This window comes from Qipengyuania sp. SM2512, from assembly GCF_054954005.1.
The window spans coordinates 1,153,266-1,167,389 of record NZ_CM143134.1; the positions used below are offsets into that span (position 1 = coordinate 1,153,266).

The 14,124-nt window shown below is 66.0% G+C and carries 14 protein-coding genes; 3 read left to right on the plus strand and 11 right to left on the minus strand.

What is annotated here, in order from left to right; all coding sequences use genetic code 11:
* Positions 1-48 precede the first annotated feature (48 nt).
* The 7 genes from ACQ5J0_RS05865 to ACQ5J0_RS05895 form a co-directional block, all read right to left on the minus strand.
* Positions 49-771: a hypothetical protein gene (locus tag ACQ5J0_RS05865; protein ID WP_462569600.1), complete on the minus strand. Its 723-nt coding sequence runs from the start codon at positions 769-771 to the stop codon at positions 49-51.
* A 9-nt stretch (positions 772-780) separates the two neighbouring features.
* Positions 781-1,314 (minus strand): endonuclease domain-containing protein, encoded by a 534-nt coding sequence (locus tag ACQ5J0_RS05870; RefSeq protein WP_462569601.1) that lies wholly within the window; start codon positions 1,312-1,314, stop codon positions 781-783.
* Positions 1,307-1,804, minus strand: coding sequence for a hypothetical protein (locus ACQ5J0_RS05875; RefSeq protein WP_462569603.1), 498 nt, complete (start codon positions 1,802-1,804; stop codon positions 1,307-1,309). Before ACQ5J0_RS05875 ends, ACQ5J0_RS05870 begins: the two co-directional genes overlap by 8 nt.
* Positions 1,801-3,282: a Fe-S cluster assembly protein SufB gene (sufB, locus tag ACQ5J0_RS05880; RefSeq protein WP_462570064.1), complete on the minus strand. Its 1,482-nt coding sequence runs from the start codon at positions 3,280-3,282 to the stop codon at positions 1,801-1,803. The genes ACQ5J0_RS05875 and sufB overlap by 4 nt, the downstream gene beginning before the upstream one ends.
* Positions 3,283-3,320: 38 nt before the next feature.
* Positions 3,321-3,791 carry an SUF system Fe-S cluster assembly regulator gene (locus ACQ5J0_RS05885; RefSeq protein ID WP_462569604.1) on the minus strand — a complete coding sequence of 157 codons (471 nt, stop codon included), beginning with the start codon at positions 3,789-3,791 and terminating at the stop codon, positions 3,321-3,323.
* A 68-nt stretch (positions 3,792-3,859) separates the two neighbouring features.
* Positions 3,860-4,810: a helix-turn-helix domain-containing protein gene (locus ACQ5J0_RS05890; RefSeq protein ID WP_462569605.1), complete on the minus strand. Its 951-nt coding sequence runs from the start codon at positions 4,808-4,810 to the stop codon at positions 3,860-3,862.
* Positions 4,811-4,819: 9 nt separating this feature from the next.
* Positions 4,820-6,616 carry a DUF885 domain-containing protein gene (locus ACQ5J0_RS05895; RefSeq protein WP_462569606.1) on the minus strand — a complete coding sequence of 599 codons (1,797 nt, stop codon included), beginning with the start codon at positions 6,614-6,616 and terminating at the stop codon, positions 4,820-4,822.
* Positions 6,617-6,935: 319 nt separating this feature from the next.
* Between ACQ5J0_RS05895 and ACQ5J0_RS05900 the strand changes: the two genes are divergently transcribed.
* The 3 genes from ACQ5J0_RS05900 (at position 6,936) to ACQ5J0_RS05910 (ending at position 11,622) form a co-directional block, all read left to right on the plus strand.
* On the plus strand, positions 6,936-7,976 hold the full coding sequence (locus ACQ5J0_RS05900) for a quinone-dependent dihydroorotate dehydrogenase (RefSeq protein WP_462569607.1): 1,041 nt from the start codon (positions 6,936-6,938) through the stop codon (positions 7,974-7,976).
* Positions 7,977-7,985: 9 nt separating this feature from the next.
* Positions 7,986-9,716, plus strand: a complete 1,731-nt coding sequence (gene ggt, locus ACQ5J0_RS05905) for a gamma-glutamyltransferase (protein ID WP_462569608.1) — start codon at positions 7,986-7,988, stop codon at positions 9,714-9,716.
* A gap of 103 nt (positions 9,717-9,819) precedes the next feature.
* Complete coding sequence (locus ACQ5J0_RS05910; protein ID WP_462569609.1) at positions 9,820-11,622, plus strand: AMP-dependent synthetase/ligase; 1,803 nt, start codon at positions 9,820-9,822, stop codon at positions 11,620-11,622.
* 24 nt (positions 11,623-11,646) lie between these two features.
* Here ACQ5J0_RS05910 and ACQ5J0_RS05915 read toward each other — a convergent pair whose 3' ends face one another.
* The 4 genes from ACQ5J0_RS05915 to ACQ5J0_RS05930 all read right to left on the minus strand — a co-directional run bounded on the left by ACQ5J0_RS05915 (position 11,647) and on the right by ACQ5J0_RS05930 (position 14,052).
* Positions 11,647-12,174 carry a hypothetical protein gene (locus ACQ5J0_RS05915; protein WP_462569610.1) on the minus strand — a complete coding sequence of 176 codons (528 nt, stop codon included), beginning with the start codon at positions 12,172-12,174 and terminating at the stop codon, positions 11,647-11,649.
* A 170-nt stretch (positions 12,175-12,344) separates the two neighbouring features.
* Positions 12,345-12,527, minus strand: a complete 183-nt coding sequence (locus ACQ5J0_RS05920) for a CsbD family protein (RefSeq protein WP_462569611.1) — start codon at positions 12,525-12,527, stop codon at positions 12,345-12,347.
* A 144-nt stretch (positions 12,528-12,671) separates the two neighbouring features.
* A complete protein-coding gene (thiS, locus tag ACQ5J0_RS05925) occupies positions 12,672-13,658 on the minus strand; it encodes a sulfur carrier protein ThiS (protein WP_462569612.1) in 987 nt (328 codons plus the stop codon).
* A gap of 19 nt (positions 13,659-13,677) precedes the next feature.
* On the minus strand, positions 13,678-14,052 hold the full coding sequence (locus tag ACQ5J0_RS05930; RefSeq protein ID WP_462569613.1) for a MerC domain-containing protein: 375 nt from the start codon (positions 14,050-14,052) through the stop codon (positions 13,678-13,680).
* Positions 14,053-14,124: the final 72 nt, after the last annotated feature.

Consider the following 14,124-nt stretch of genomic DNA (forward strand, 5'->3'; position numbering starts at 1 on the left):
TGGGACATAGGACTTTCGTTCATTGGTGGGATCGGGCGCGAAACCGCGTCATCCGTCGGTGGGGGCGAGAGGGGAGGCAGCTGCGGATCCGGCGTTGGCGGTCAGATCGACGTAATCCGAAGCCGGGCAGCGACTGCGTTCGAAGGCGATCATCGCGGCAAAGCGCGAAACCTCGTTGGTCCAATTGGCGAAGGCTGCGCGATCTTCGTCGCTGAATTCATCCTTGGCATAACGCGCCTCGATCTTCGCAGAACCTGCAGCGACGAAGGCGTCGCGCCGCCCGATCAACGTGCGGATCGCAGCGACGCAGGCGCTCGATTCGGGTGCGGTCGCCGCAGCCTGACCGCGGCTCGCGCGATAGGTTTCCGACTGGCGCAGATTGGTGCCGATGGTCTGGTCGAGACTCCGACCGCGCGCCACATGAAGCCCGCGGACGGTCTCGAAGATTTGCGCGACATCGCCAGGCGTCGTCTCGGCACCGCTGGCGGAATCCGCCAGTCGCCGGAGCGCTGCCTGCTCGAACCGGGCGGCTTCGTCGGCGCAGCGCGGGATATCCTCGCGATACTGCACTTCGAATTCGCGGCCTCGCCCGATGGCGTAGGAGCCGCCCTTCAGGCAGCTATAGTAATCCTCGACATAGGGTGCGATCACCGCCGGATACTCGAGCACCCAGGTTTCGCGGTCCTCGGGGTAGAGCGCGGTGACGTTCTCGCTCGATTGCTGCGCGATCGCGAAGATGGCACCGATTGTCAGTATCGCGGGGGTAAGCACGGCGATCTCCTATCGATCCTTGGGGGCGTAAGCGCCGCGACTGCGGGGAAGGGAAGACGAGCGGGGGGATGGTCGGCTCTCCCGGCGCGCCTGCTGCTTTTCGGCGATTCGCTTGCGCATCGCGTCGCCGATCATGGCGGTCACTGCGTCGAGATCGGAGAGGATATCGGCGGCGGGGATGTGGATCACGCGGATGCCGACCGCGTGGAGGCTCTTGTCGCGGCGGGTGGCGAGCGCTTCGGGGGTGTCGTCCTCGTCGATCGCGATCGCGAGGCCCAGCGTGTGGCAGTTGAAATCGACGATCGCCGATCCGACTACCGCGTGGCGGGTGAATTTGTGGCGCCCGAAATCGGCCATGGCGAAACGCTCGGCCAGCGCCTTGTGCGCTTCGGATGAATGCCGCTTCATCTCGCGCGCACGGTCATGCAACACATCGAGCCGGGTTTCGGAAATCTTCCACCCCCGGCCCTTCTTGTTGAGCGTGGGGCCGGCGTCGTCCTGCTCGGATGGCGAGCGGAGGTTGAGGGTCTTGCGGTCAGTCATTCGGCTCTACCTGGGGGGCTTTTCCAGCTTCGGCATCTCGATCGTAGCGGGACATGTAAGTGGTCGGATCATAGCTGTCCGAAGCTCGTTGCTCGGCAAGAGCTGAGGCAGCGTTGACTGTGAAGCTCTCTTCCAAATCATCCAAGAACGCTGGGATTTTGGTTGCGAAGAACTCGTGATCCAACGTTCGGGGAGCATGCTCCCCAACCAAAGCGCGGAAGGCCGACCCTTCCGTCATCATGGTTTCTTCTGCGGCACTGCGCACCTGTTTGCATTCAGCGATCGCCCTGTCGATGACCTCATCGACCGCAAGACTAGTTCCCAGGCCGATATGCTCGGCACGGGACCCAAGACATTTTGCATACCCCTCAAACCCCAGACCGCGTTCAGCTAAAGGCAAAAAGGATGCCGGCTCCGCGGAGATCGTTTCGGAAGATGCAGCCGCGGCGTCACTTGCGAGGATCAATGGCAATAACAGCGCAGTAATCACCCAACGCTCCCCTCGAGCGAGATCGCCAACAGCTTTTGCGCCTCGACCGCGAATTCCATCGGCAATTGCTTCATCACGTCCTTGGCGAAGCCGTTGACGATCAGCGCGATCGCCTCTTCCTCGTCGAGCCCGCGCTGCTGCGCGTAGAACAGCTGGTCGTCGGAGATCTTGCTGGTGGTCGCCTCGTGCTCGATCTGCGCGCTGGGGTTCTTGACCTCGATATAGGGCACGGTGTGCGCGCCGCATTGCGAGCCCAGCAGCAGGCTGTCGCATTCGGTGCGGTTGCGCACATTCTCGGCATTGGCGCCAACGCGGACGAGGCCGCGGTAGGTGTTGTTGCTCTTGCCGGCAGAAATGCCCTTGGAGACGATGGTCGAGCGGCTGCCCGAGCCGTTGTGGATCATCTTGGTCCCGGTGTCGGCCTGCTGGTGATTGTTGGTCACCGCGACCGAGTAGAACTCGCCGACGCTGTCCTCGCCGTTGAGGACGCAGGAGGGGTATTTCCAGGTCACCGCGCTGCCGGTCTCGACCTGGGTCCAGGAAATCTTGCTGCGCGCGCCCTGGCACAATCCGCGCTTGGTGACGAAATTGTAGATCCCGCCGACGCCCTCGGCATTGCCGGGATACCAGTTCTGGACGGTGGAGTATTTGATCTCGGCGTCGTCCATCGCCACGAGCTCGACCACCGCGGCGTGGAGCTGGTTCTCGTCGCGCATCGGCGCAGTGCAGCCTTCGAGATAGGACACATAACTGCCCTTCTCGGCGATGATCAGCGTTCGCTCGAACTGGCCGGTGTTCTCCGCATTGATCCGGAAATAGGTGCTGAGCTCCATCGGGCAGCGCACGCCCTCGGGGATGTAAACGAAGGTGCCGTCGGAAAAGACCGCGCAATTGAGCGTGGCGAAGTAATTGTCGCGCTGCGGCACCACCTTGCCGAGCCACTGCTTCACCAGCTCGGGATATTCGCGGATCGCCTCGGAGATCGAGCGGAAGATCACACCAGCGCTCTCCAGCTCCTTGCGGAAGGTGGTGGCGACGCTGACGCTATCGAAAACCGCATCGACCGCGACCTTGCGCGCGCCTTCGACCCCGGCGAGCACTTCCTGCTCGGCGATCGGGATCCCCAGCTTGTCGTAGACCGCCTTGATGTCGGGATCGAGCTCGTCGAGCGAGCCGAGCTTGGGCTTGGCGCGCGGCTCGGCATAATAGAACGCGTCCTGGTAGTCGATCTTGGGATAGCCGAGCTTGGCCCAGTCGGGCTCCTCCATCTCCTGCCACAGGCGGAAGGCCTTGAGCCGCCAGTCGAGCATCCATTGCGGCTCGTTCTTCTTGGCCGAGATGAAGCGGACGGTGTCCTCGTTCAGCCCCTTGGGGGCGAAATCCTGCTCAATATCCGACGACCAGCCGTGCTCGTAGTCGGCGGCGCGGGCGGCGGCATCGCGGGCGTCCTGGTCCTGGAGGTCGAGGGTATCGGTCATGGTCGGGCTTTCGGTCATCTGGTCGGTCATCTGGGCGGTCATTGGGTGGCTCGCGACGGGGCCGCGGTGATGGGGTGCGCAGGATTCCGGGACGGGGGCTTGCCGCTTGCGGGCTGGCCCGCAAGCTGCGTCAGCGGGATGCCTGCGAGCGTGCCGCGCAGTGCCTCGTTGATCATCGGCCAGTGCGGGCGAACGCTGCACAGCGCATCGACATTGCACTCGCCGCCATCGGCGCAGGCGGTCAGCGAAATGGGACCTTCGACCGCCTCAACGATATCGGCGACGCTGATCGAGGCCGCGGGGCGCGCGAGCTGCAATCCGCCGCCCGAACCGCGCGTCGAGCGCAGCAGGCCGGCTGCCGAGAGCTTGCTGACCAGCTTCTGCACCGTCGGCACCGGGAGGCCCGTTTCCGCCGCCAGCGCGGCCGCGCTGGTCCGCCCCCCGCCGCAATGGCGGGCCGCCGCGCACATGGCGACCACGGCATAATCGGCAAGGTTGGAGAGGCGCATCGTCAATCGGGTTCTCAAATCGGACTAAATCGTTCCGATTGAGCACCTATGGTCGCAAAGGCGCGCTTTCAAGCCGTTTTCGACTCTTGCGAGTCGTTAGCATCCTCGTCGGAACCAATCGGCAGGCCGACCTGGCGCAGGTTCTTCTTGTTGAGCATCTCGGTGAGATAGGGCGAACTCGGATCGACGATCCGCGCCGGGGTGCGCCCCGCGAACAGCCGGATTTCGCGGATCATATGCGGCTGGTCGTAGAAGGCCTGGCCGATCTGCGCTTCGTATTCGATCGTCAGGCTGGGGAGCGAGAGCAGCGTCGCGGCGCGAAGCGCGCGGTATTTGCGCCGCAGCGCCACCGGCGAGAGGCCGAAATAGCGCTCGACCAGCCGCTGGGTCTGGCGGCGCGAATAGGGCGAGGCGGCGTAGAGCACGTCGATCTCGGGGAGGAAATCGCCCGCCAGCCAAGCGTTGGTCGCGGCGATGAGCTCGGGATGGCCGGGCTTGAGCGGCTGCATCGCCGCCAGCATCGCCGGCCCCATCTCCGCCACGCATTGCGCCGCGTCCTTTTCGCCGGCGCGATAGGCGGCGCACAGCGCCTGGCAGGTTTCGACCAGCATGGAGTCGAGCCAGTCGTCCGCGCGATAAAGCCTGTTGCCATGGGTCTTGGCGCACAACCCGGTCAGCGCCGCCCAGCCCAGCGGGCTGAGCGCGGCGCCGATCGCGTGGAACGGTCCGTCGACGCGGAACGGCGCGGCGCGCGAGAAGGGAGTGAGCAGATTGACCCGGTGCGAAGGGTCGACCCCGCCCTCGGGCAGACCCATCTCGCCTTCGCCCAGAGGGAAAAGGCTCAGATGGCCGATCGCCGCGGGCTGGATATCGCTGACCTTCTCGTCATCGCAGCGAAAGTGATAGAAGGTCGTGACGTAGTCGCTGAGCTCGGGCGACACGCCCAGATAATCGATCGCAAAGCGGTTGGCGGGGGTCAGTTGCCCCTGCCCGCCCTGTGCTGCCCCCGCCCCCGGCATCGGCGATCCCTATCCCGCGCCCTCCGCGGCGATCCATGCGTCGACATTCTCCTCCATAATCGACAGCGGCACCGGACCGCTGGTCAGGATCACATCGTGGAAGGCGCGAATGTCGAATTCGTCACCCAACCGCGCCTGCGCCCGCTCGCGCAGCTCCATGATCTTGAGCTTGCCGATCATATAGGCGGTCGCCTGACCCGGATAGACGATATAGCGCTCGATCGCCTTGCGGATGTCGCCATCGGGGTTGGGGGTGTTGTCGGTGAGGTACTGGATCGCCTCCTCGCGGCTCCAGCGCTTGTGGTGCAGCCCGGTGTCGACCACCAGCCGCGCGGCGCGCCACAGCTCCATCCCCAGCCGGCCGAAATCGGAATAGGGATCGGTGTAGAAGCCCATGTCCTTGCCCAGCTCCTCCGAATAGAGCCCCCAGCCTTCGGAATAGGCGGTCACCCCGCCGAAGCGGCGGAACGGGGGAACATCCCCCAGCTGGGTCTGGATCGAGAGCTGGAGGTGATGGCCGGGCAGGCCTTCGTGATAGGCGAGCGCCTCGAGCTCGTTCTTGCTCATGTCGCGCAGATTGTAGAGATTGACGTAATAGGTGCCCGGACGCGAACCGTCGGGCGCGGGACGCTGGTAGAAGGCCTTGCCCGCGCTCTTCTCGCGGAAGGCCTCGACCGGCTTGATGACCAGCGGATCGCTTGGCAGCGTCGAGAAGAACTCGGGCAGACGCTCTTCCATCGCGTCGAGCTTGGCTTCGGCATCGGCGAGATAGGCCTCGCGGTTGTCGTAATAGAAACGCTCGTCGGTGCGGGTGAATTCGAAAAATTCCTGCAGCGTGCCCTCGAACCCGACCTGCGCCATGATGGCGCGCATCTCGTCATGAATGCGCGCGACATTGTCCAGGCCGATCTGGTGGATCTGGTCGGGGGTGAGATCCGTCGTGGTGTAATTGGCGAGCAGCGCCTCGTAATATTGCGCGCCCTGCGGGAAGCGCCAAATCCCGTCCTGCGTCGGCGCGATCGCCTGCTGCCGCTTCATCTCCGCGAGCAGCCGCTGGTAGGCGGGGCGGGCATTGGCGTTCCAGGCGCGGGTCGCGGCTCCCGGCTCGACCCCTGCGCTCTCGCCAGCGTCGAGCGCGGCGACCTTCTTGCGGTAATCCTCGAGAATCGCGTTGTCGTCGCCTGCCGCGAGCAGGTTCTCGATATCCGAGACGACATAGGGATAGACCCAGTCGGGCGGCATCACCCCGGCTGCGGCGCGCTCGCGCGATTCGGCGGTCAGCGTGTCGATCACTTCGCCCAGCCCCGCGATCCGGCTGACATAGGCCTGCGCGCTCTCGGCGCTGTCGACGCGGTGGATGTTGATCAGGAAGGCGGGCAGCTGGCTCTGCGCGCCGCGCATCTGGTCGAAGACATAGCCATAGTCGCGAAACGGGAACAGCGCCGCGCTGCGCTGCGCCATGGCATCGAACAGCCGGTAGCTGAGCGCATCCTCGCGCGACAACTGCGCAAGATCATAGTTGGCGCGCATCGTCGCAGCGGTGGATTGCAACAGTTCTTCCTCGCGCGCTTCGGCCGCGTCGGAGAAATCGCCCCAGCGGCTGTAATCCTCGTCGCGGATGCCGCGATAGGCCTTTGAGAGCGGCGAGAGGGCAAGTTGCTGCGCATCGTAGGATTCGAACAGCTGCCCCAGGTCCTGATCGGGCTGCGGCGCGGCAATCGCGACATCATCGCTCGCGCCCGGCGTGGTGGCGCAGGAGGCCAAGGCCAGCGCCGCTATCGAAATTCCCACCTGTCTGAAACGCATCGCTCAATTCCCCTTGGCGTATTTGTACAAGGGCATGGCGCAAAACCTAAGCGATTGCCAGTCTTGCCCAAATCGGCGCAGCAAATTCGGCAGTGCAGGAGGACGCGGGCGAAAAAAGCGGGCGGCCCCCGAGGAGACCGCCCTTTCAGTAGAGGAACCCGCCGCAACGGCGTCGGGCCCTTCGGGTCGCAAGCAGAGTGTTACGCCAGTTCGGATGTTTTCGATTGTATGCAAACGACAGCCGCATTCCGCCCCCAACACACCGGGCCAGATCCGCACCCGCTCGACACCGTGCACCGCTTTGCCCATAGGCGGCGCCATGCTGTTCGACCTCGTCCGCCCGGCCGTCTTCGCGCTCGACCCCGAGCGGGCCCATCGCCTCACGGTCGCGGCGCTCAAGGTCATGCCGCGCCGCGGTCCCGCCCCTGCCGGACCGCTGGCCAACACGGTAGCCGGACTGCATTTTCCCAACCCGGTGGGCCTCGCCGCAGGTTTCGACAAGAACGGCGAAGTGCCCGACGCGTTGCTGTCGCTGGGGTTTGGCTTCGCGGAGATCGGCTCGGTCACCCCGCTCCCGCAGGTCGGCAACCCCAGGCCGCGCCTGTTCCGGCTGGCCGAGGATCGCGCGGTGATCAACCGGATGGGGTTCAACAATGAGGGCGGCGATGTCGTCGCGCGGCGGCTCGTGGCCCGCCGCGACCGTCCGGGCGTGGTCGGGGTCAATATCGGCGCCAACAAGGACAGCACCGACCGGATCGCCGATTATGCGCAGCTAACGCGGCTGATGGCGCCGCTGGCGGACTACCTCGCGGTCAATATCTCCAGCCCCAACACGCCGGGCCTGCGCGCGCTGCAGGACGAGGGCGCGCTGACCGGCCTGCTCGATGCGGTGATCGCAGCGCGCCGCGACACCTGCGGAGAAGCCGGCCCGCCGATCTTTCTCAAGGTTGCGCCTGATCTCGAACCCGCGGACGTGGACGCCATCGCCCGCATCGCGCTCGATCTAGATCTGGCCGCGCTCATCGTCTCCAACACGACCATCGCGCGGCCCGCCTTGCGCTCGCATCATGCTGCCGAGACGGGAGGACTTTCGGGCGCTCCTTTGCGCGACATGGCGCTGCAGCGGTTGCGCGATTTTCGCAGCGCCACCGGCGGCGCGATTCCGCTGGTCGGGGTGGGGGGCATCGCCAGCGCGGAGGACGCCTGGACACGGATCCGCGCCGGTGCCAGCCTCGTTCAGCTCTATTCGGCGCTGGTCTATCAGGGACCCGGCCTCGCCCGAAAGATGGTGCGCGGCATGGAGCGGCTGATGCGCCGCGACGGTTTCGCCACGATTGCGGAAGCGGTCGGGAGCGAATAGCAGGCGGGGATGATTACCCGCCTTCTCGCCACGCTCGCCCTGCCGCTCTCGCTTGCGAGCGCCGCCTCTGCCCAGCTTCCCGCGCCGCCGACCGCCCAGTCATCCCCGCCCACCGAACTGCCTTTCATCGGCAGCGTCAGTGCCGCCGACCCGCGCGCGCAGGCGGCGGGGATGGCGATGCTCCGGCAAGGTGGCAGCGCCACCGACGCCGCGCTGGCGACCATGCTGGCCCTGACCGTCGTCGAGCCGCAAAGCTCGGGCATCGGCGGCGGCGGTTTCTATGTCCGCGGCACCGCCGATGGCGGGATCGAGACAATCGATGGCCGCGAGACCGCGCCCGCGGGCGCGACCCCCGAGTGGTTTCTCGCCGAGGACGGCAGCGTGCCGCCCTTCATGGAAAGCGTCCTGAGCGGGCTGAGCGTGGGCGTGCCGGGCAATATTGCGCTCGCCGCGCAGGCCCACGGCCGCTTCGGCAAGCTGCCCTGGGCAACGGTGTTCGAACCGGCGATCGAACTCGCACGCGGCGGATTTGCGATCAATTTGCGGCTCGCGGCCTATCTGCAGGATACGCCCGAGCGCGCAGGAGCCGTGCCGAGCGCCCGCGCGCTGTTCTACGACGAGACCGGCCAGCCCTACCCGGCCGGACATCTCGTCCGCAACGAGCAGCTGGCGCAGACGCTCGAGCGGATCGCGGCGGAGGGCGCAGCAGCCTTCTACAGCGGCGAAATCGCCAAAGAGATCGCCGCGACGGTTGCCGCCAAGACTCCGCACGACGTGGCAATGACGCCCGGCGATATCGCCGGCTACCGCGCCGTCGAGCGCGATGGCGTCTGCGGGTCCTATCGCGGTTACCGGGTGTGCGGGATGGGTCCGCCATCGTCGGGCGGGATCGCGGTGCTTCAAATTCTCGGACAGCTCGAGCGATTCGATCTCGGGGGGCTGGGCGCGTTCAATCCGCAGACCTGGCATCTTTTCGTCGAATCGCAGCGGCTCGCCTATGCCGACCGCGAATTGTACATCGCCGACAGCGATTTCGTTTCGGTCCCGGTCGCCGGGCTGATCGATCCCGCCTATCTGGCGCACCGCAGCGACCTCATCTCGATCGAGACCAGCCTTGCCGAGGCGAGGCCTGGACGCCCTGCTGGTGCGGATATCGCGCTCGCTGATGGCGACGAACCCGAAGAGCACGGCACCTCCCACATCGCCGCGGTCGATCCCGCCGGCACCATGATCAGCTACACATCCACCATCGAGGGGGTGTTCGGCTCGGGCCTGATGGCGGGGGGCTTCTATCTCAACAACGAGCTCACCGATTTCAGCCGCAATCCTGCCATCGACGGTGTTCCGGTCGCCAATCGGGTCGAGCCGGGCAAGCGCCCTCGCAGCTCGATGGCACCGACCGTGGTCTGGGACCCGCAGGGGCGCCCGGTGCTGGTGATCGGCGCCGCGGGCGGACCGACGATCCCCGTGCAGACCGCGCGCGGCATCATCGGCGTCGTGGATTTCGCCCTTTCGGCCAAACAAGCGCTCGGCCTGCCCTTCATCATGGCTTTCGGCGACGCGGTGATGGTCGAGGAAGGAACCTGGCTCGAGACCGCGATCCCCGCGCTCGAGGCACTCGGCCATGCCAAGGTGGTCGCGCGCGAGGCCGCGCTCAAGGGCGGCGCGATCAAGCGCGAGGGTGCTATCTGGGAAGCGGCGCGCGATCCCCGGATCGACCTCGGTGTCACCGTACCTTGACGCGCCGCCGGGGCGCCCGCCACTTGCCGTAAACCGGCCAGCCGCCTAAGCCGCGCGACGCAGTCGATCTGCCAAGACAAAAGAGAATAGGGAGCCAGGCCGGATGCTGTCCGATATCGATGCGGCGAACAGTCTCGTCGAACTGTTCCTCAAGCGCGCCGACGAAAAGGGCGATGCGCCCTTCCTGGGCGGGAAATCCGCGGGCGAATGGCGCACCATCAGTTGGGCCGAAGCCGCCGACCGGGTTTGCCTGCTGGCCGAGAAACTGCGCGAGATGGGGCTCGAGGCGGGCGACCGGGTCTGCCTCGTCAGCGAGAACCGGCCCGAATGGTGCATCGCCGATCTCGGCATCATGGCGGCGGGTTGCATCACCGTCCCGACCTACACCACCAACACCGAGCGCGATCACGCGCATATTCTCGACAATTCCGGCGCGAGGGCGGTCATCGTCTCGAGCGAGAAACTGTCGCAGCCGCTGCTGCCCGCAATGATGCGCACCGGGATGGCCGAACACATCATCTCCTTCGACGGCATCCGGCAATATCAGGCGGGCGATCTCCAGGCGCACAGCTTCAGCGATCTGGTACAGGGCGACGCCGCGGCGGCGCGCGAAGCGGTCGACCGGCGGATCGCCGCGATCGGGCGCGGCGATACCGCCTGCATCATCTACACCAGCGGCACCGGCGGCGCACCGCGCGGCGTGCTCCAGCATCACGGCGCGATCCTGTGCAATGTCGCAGGCGCAGCCGAAGTGCTGATCGACGATTTCGGCCTTGGCGAGGAGGAACGCTTCCTCTCCTTCCTCCCGCTGTCGCACGCATACGAGCACACCGGCGGACAATATCTGCCGATCTCGGTGGGCGCGCAGATCTATTACGCCGAGGGTCTCGACAAGCTCGCCGCCAATATCGAGGAGACGCGCCCCACCGTCATGGTGGTCGTGCCGCGGCTGTTCGAGGTGCTGCGCACCCGCATCATCAAGCAGGTCACCAAGCAGGGCGGAATGGCCGCGAAGCTGATGGACAGCGCTCTCGCGCTGGGCGAGCGGCGGGTGGCGGGAAAGCGCAAATTCGGCGATGGCGCGCGCGATCTGGTGCTGGAAAAGCTGCTGCGCCCCAAGATCCGCCAGCGCTTCGGCGGGCGGCTCAAGGCGATGGTTTCGGGCGGCGCGCCGCTCAACCCCGAGGTCGGGACCTTCTTCAGCTCGATGGGGCTGACCGTCCTGCAGGGTTACGGCCAGACCGAGGCCGGGCCGATCATCAGCTGCAATCGTCCCTCGGCCGGCATTGCGATGGACAGCGTCGGTCCGCCGATGCGCGGGGTGGAGATCCGCATCGCCGAGGATGGCGAAATCCTCTGCCGCGGCGAGCTGGTGATGCACGGCTATTGGCAGAACAAGGCCGAAACCGAGCGGACGATCCAGGCTGGCTGGTTGCACACCGGCGATATCGGCCACATCGACCAACATGGCAGGATCGTCATCACCGATCGCAAGAAGGACATGATCGTCAACGACAAGGGCGACAATGTCGCGCCGCAGAAGGTCGAGGGCATGCTCACGCTCCAGCCCGAAATCGCCCAAGCGATGGTGACCGGCGACCGGCGACCCTATATCGTCGGGCTGATCGTACCCGATGCCGAGTGGGCGCTCGAATGGGCCACCGCCATGGGCAAGGCATTCGACTTCAAGAAGCTGCAGCAGGATCCGGAATTTCGCACCGCAGTGCGCGACGCGCTGGACCGGGTGAACCGCGAACTCTCGGTGGTCGAGAAGGTTCGCCAGTTCGCCTTCGCCGACGAGGCCTTCACCATCGAGAACGAGGAAATGACCCCGAGCCTGAAGATACGGCGGCACAAGATCAAGGAGCGCTACCAGCAGCGGCTCGACAGCCTTTACAAGGCGTAGGCGGCACGACCCGCCGGAAGGGCGCTAGGCGGCGATTTCCTCGATATATTCCGGATAGAACCGGGGGGCCCTGTCGGACCAGCCGGGCGCGGTCGCCGCGGCCTCGCTGAGCGACTGGAGCAAGAGCTTGCGACGCTGGGGCTGAATCTGCGGCAAGGCGGCGGCGGCGCAGAAGGCGCTGGGCAGCCACGGCCGCGAATCGGCGCCAAGCAGGCGCTCGTAAAGAAAGCGGAAGGCGGAGAAGCAGTCGATCCGCTCCTGCGCGAGATCGAAGGCGGCCACGCGGGTCAGTTTGCCGACGAAGCCCTCGACCGCGTCGAAACCGGTTGCGGTCGGGATCGACTGCCGCAGCGTCTTGAGTTCCTGATAAGCGACATACTGGCTGCGGATGCCGGCGTTCTCGCCCGCGTTGCGACCCCAGATCTGGAACGCGTCGCAGCGGCCGAGCCCGATGTCGAGGCTGCGGCGGATATAGCGCTGCTCGGCGGCGGTGAAGCCGGCGAATTCGCGCATTTCCGCAATGGTACCCGATGCCGTCGCTGCAATGGCCATGTCGGCACTCCCCTGTTGCAGTCCGGACTATCGGCCAAGATGGTTAACACCCGGTTTGCGCTGGCGAAGTTTGAATCGGTCGGCGCTTTGCGATGGCGGCCAGGCACGAAAAAGGCCCGCGGTTTCCCGCGAGCCTTCTTCTCGAAACGTCTCGGTCCGAAGGTCCGGATTCAGACCTTGTTGCCGAGCGCGCCCTTGACTTCGCCCTTGAGGTTCTGGGCTTCGCCCTTGCGCTCCTGGGCCTTGCCATCGGCGGTCATCGAATGATCGTTGGTCGCATTGCCCACGGCCTGCTTGGTGTTGCCGGCGGCTTCGTTTGCGATACCCTTGGCTTTGTCTGTCATCTCGCCCATGTCTTGTCTCCTGCATAAGTGAGCCGCACGAGAGGATGGGTCCTGTCGGCGGCAAGCCGCAGGAAAGGCGGCTATGACATTCAAGCGCGCGGACCCAGGTTCGGGTTCCGCGGTTTGCGCCCAAACGCCCCGGATTGCAGGCGGTTAGATCAATCCGGCCAAGGGACTGCTGGGATCGGCATATTTGCGGGTTCCCATCCGACCCGCCAGATAGGCATCGCGCCCGGCCTCGACCGCTAGCTTCATCGCCCGCGCCATCCGGATCGGGTCCTTGGCCTCGGCAATGGCCGTGTTCATCAGCACGCCGTCGCAGCCAAGCTCCATGGCCACCGCGGCATCGCTGGCGGTGCCGACCCCGGCATCGACCAGCACCGGGACGCTGGCGCCCTCGACGATCAGCCGGATGGTGACGCGGTTCTGGATCCCCAGCCCCGAGCCGATCGGCGCTCCCAGCGGCATCACCGCCACCGCACCGGCCTCTTCGAGCTGCTTGGCGGCGATCGGATCGTCGGTGCAATAGACCATCGGCAGGAAACCTTCCTTGGCCAGCACCTCGGTCGCGCGCAGCGTCTCGCGCATGTCGGGGTAGAGCGTGCGCGCCTCGCCGAGCACCTCGAGCTTGACCAGATCCCAGCCGCCCGCCTCGCGCGCCAGCCGCAGCGTGCGGATCGCCTCGTCGGCGGTGAAGCAGCCCGCGGTGTTGGGAAGGTAGGTCACCTTCCTTGGATCGATGAAATCGGTCAGCATCGGCGCCTTGGGCTCGCTGACATTGACCCGCCGCACCGCGACGGTGACGATCTCGGCGCCGCTGGCCTCGAGCGCGGCGGCGTTCTGCGCGAAATCGACATATTTGCCGGTGCCGACGATGAGGCGAGAATGGAACGTGCGGCCCGCGACGCTCCAGCTGTCGTCGCTCGGGCCGGACCCGCCGCCGACGAAATGGACGATCTCGAGCCTGTCGCCCTCGGCGACCGGGTGCGACGCGAGCTCGCTGCGCGGGGCGATGGTGCCGTTGCGCTCGACCGCGACCTTGGCCGGATCGAGCGCGAGTTCGCGGACCAGTTCGGCGATGGTGGTGGCGGTGGTGCGGCGGCTCTCGCCGTTGACGGTGAGGGTGATGGGTGCAGTCATGATGACCGCGAGATAGCGGTCAATGCGCGTTGCGCAAGTTCAGCACGTGCCCGAGCGAGACCAGCGCCACCCCGATGATGGTCAGCACGGCTTCCTCGAAACCGTGCGGGACGGCGAGCGCGCCGCCCATGAAGCTGAGCCCGGTCATCGCCACCACGAAGGGCGCGGCGCGGCGATGGCGCAGCGCGCCCCAGCCGATCGCGACCGCGGCGATCAGCACCGCGATGGCCAGGCCGATGCGGTGGATGTCGGGATGGAAGAAGAACTGTCCGCCGATGCCCAGACCCGACACGATCACGATGCTGGCCAGGCAATGCAGCGCGCACAGGCCCGACAGCACGATGCCGCTGCGATCGAGGCGGCGGCGAATCGGAGAGATGGTGCGCTGAAGCATCGCGGACCTATCTATGTGATAGTGTAACATTATACAAGCGCTACCCGGATATTTTCTTCGTCGGCCGCTTGC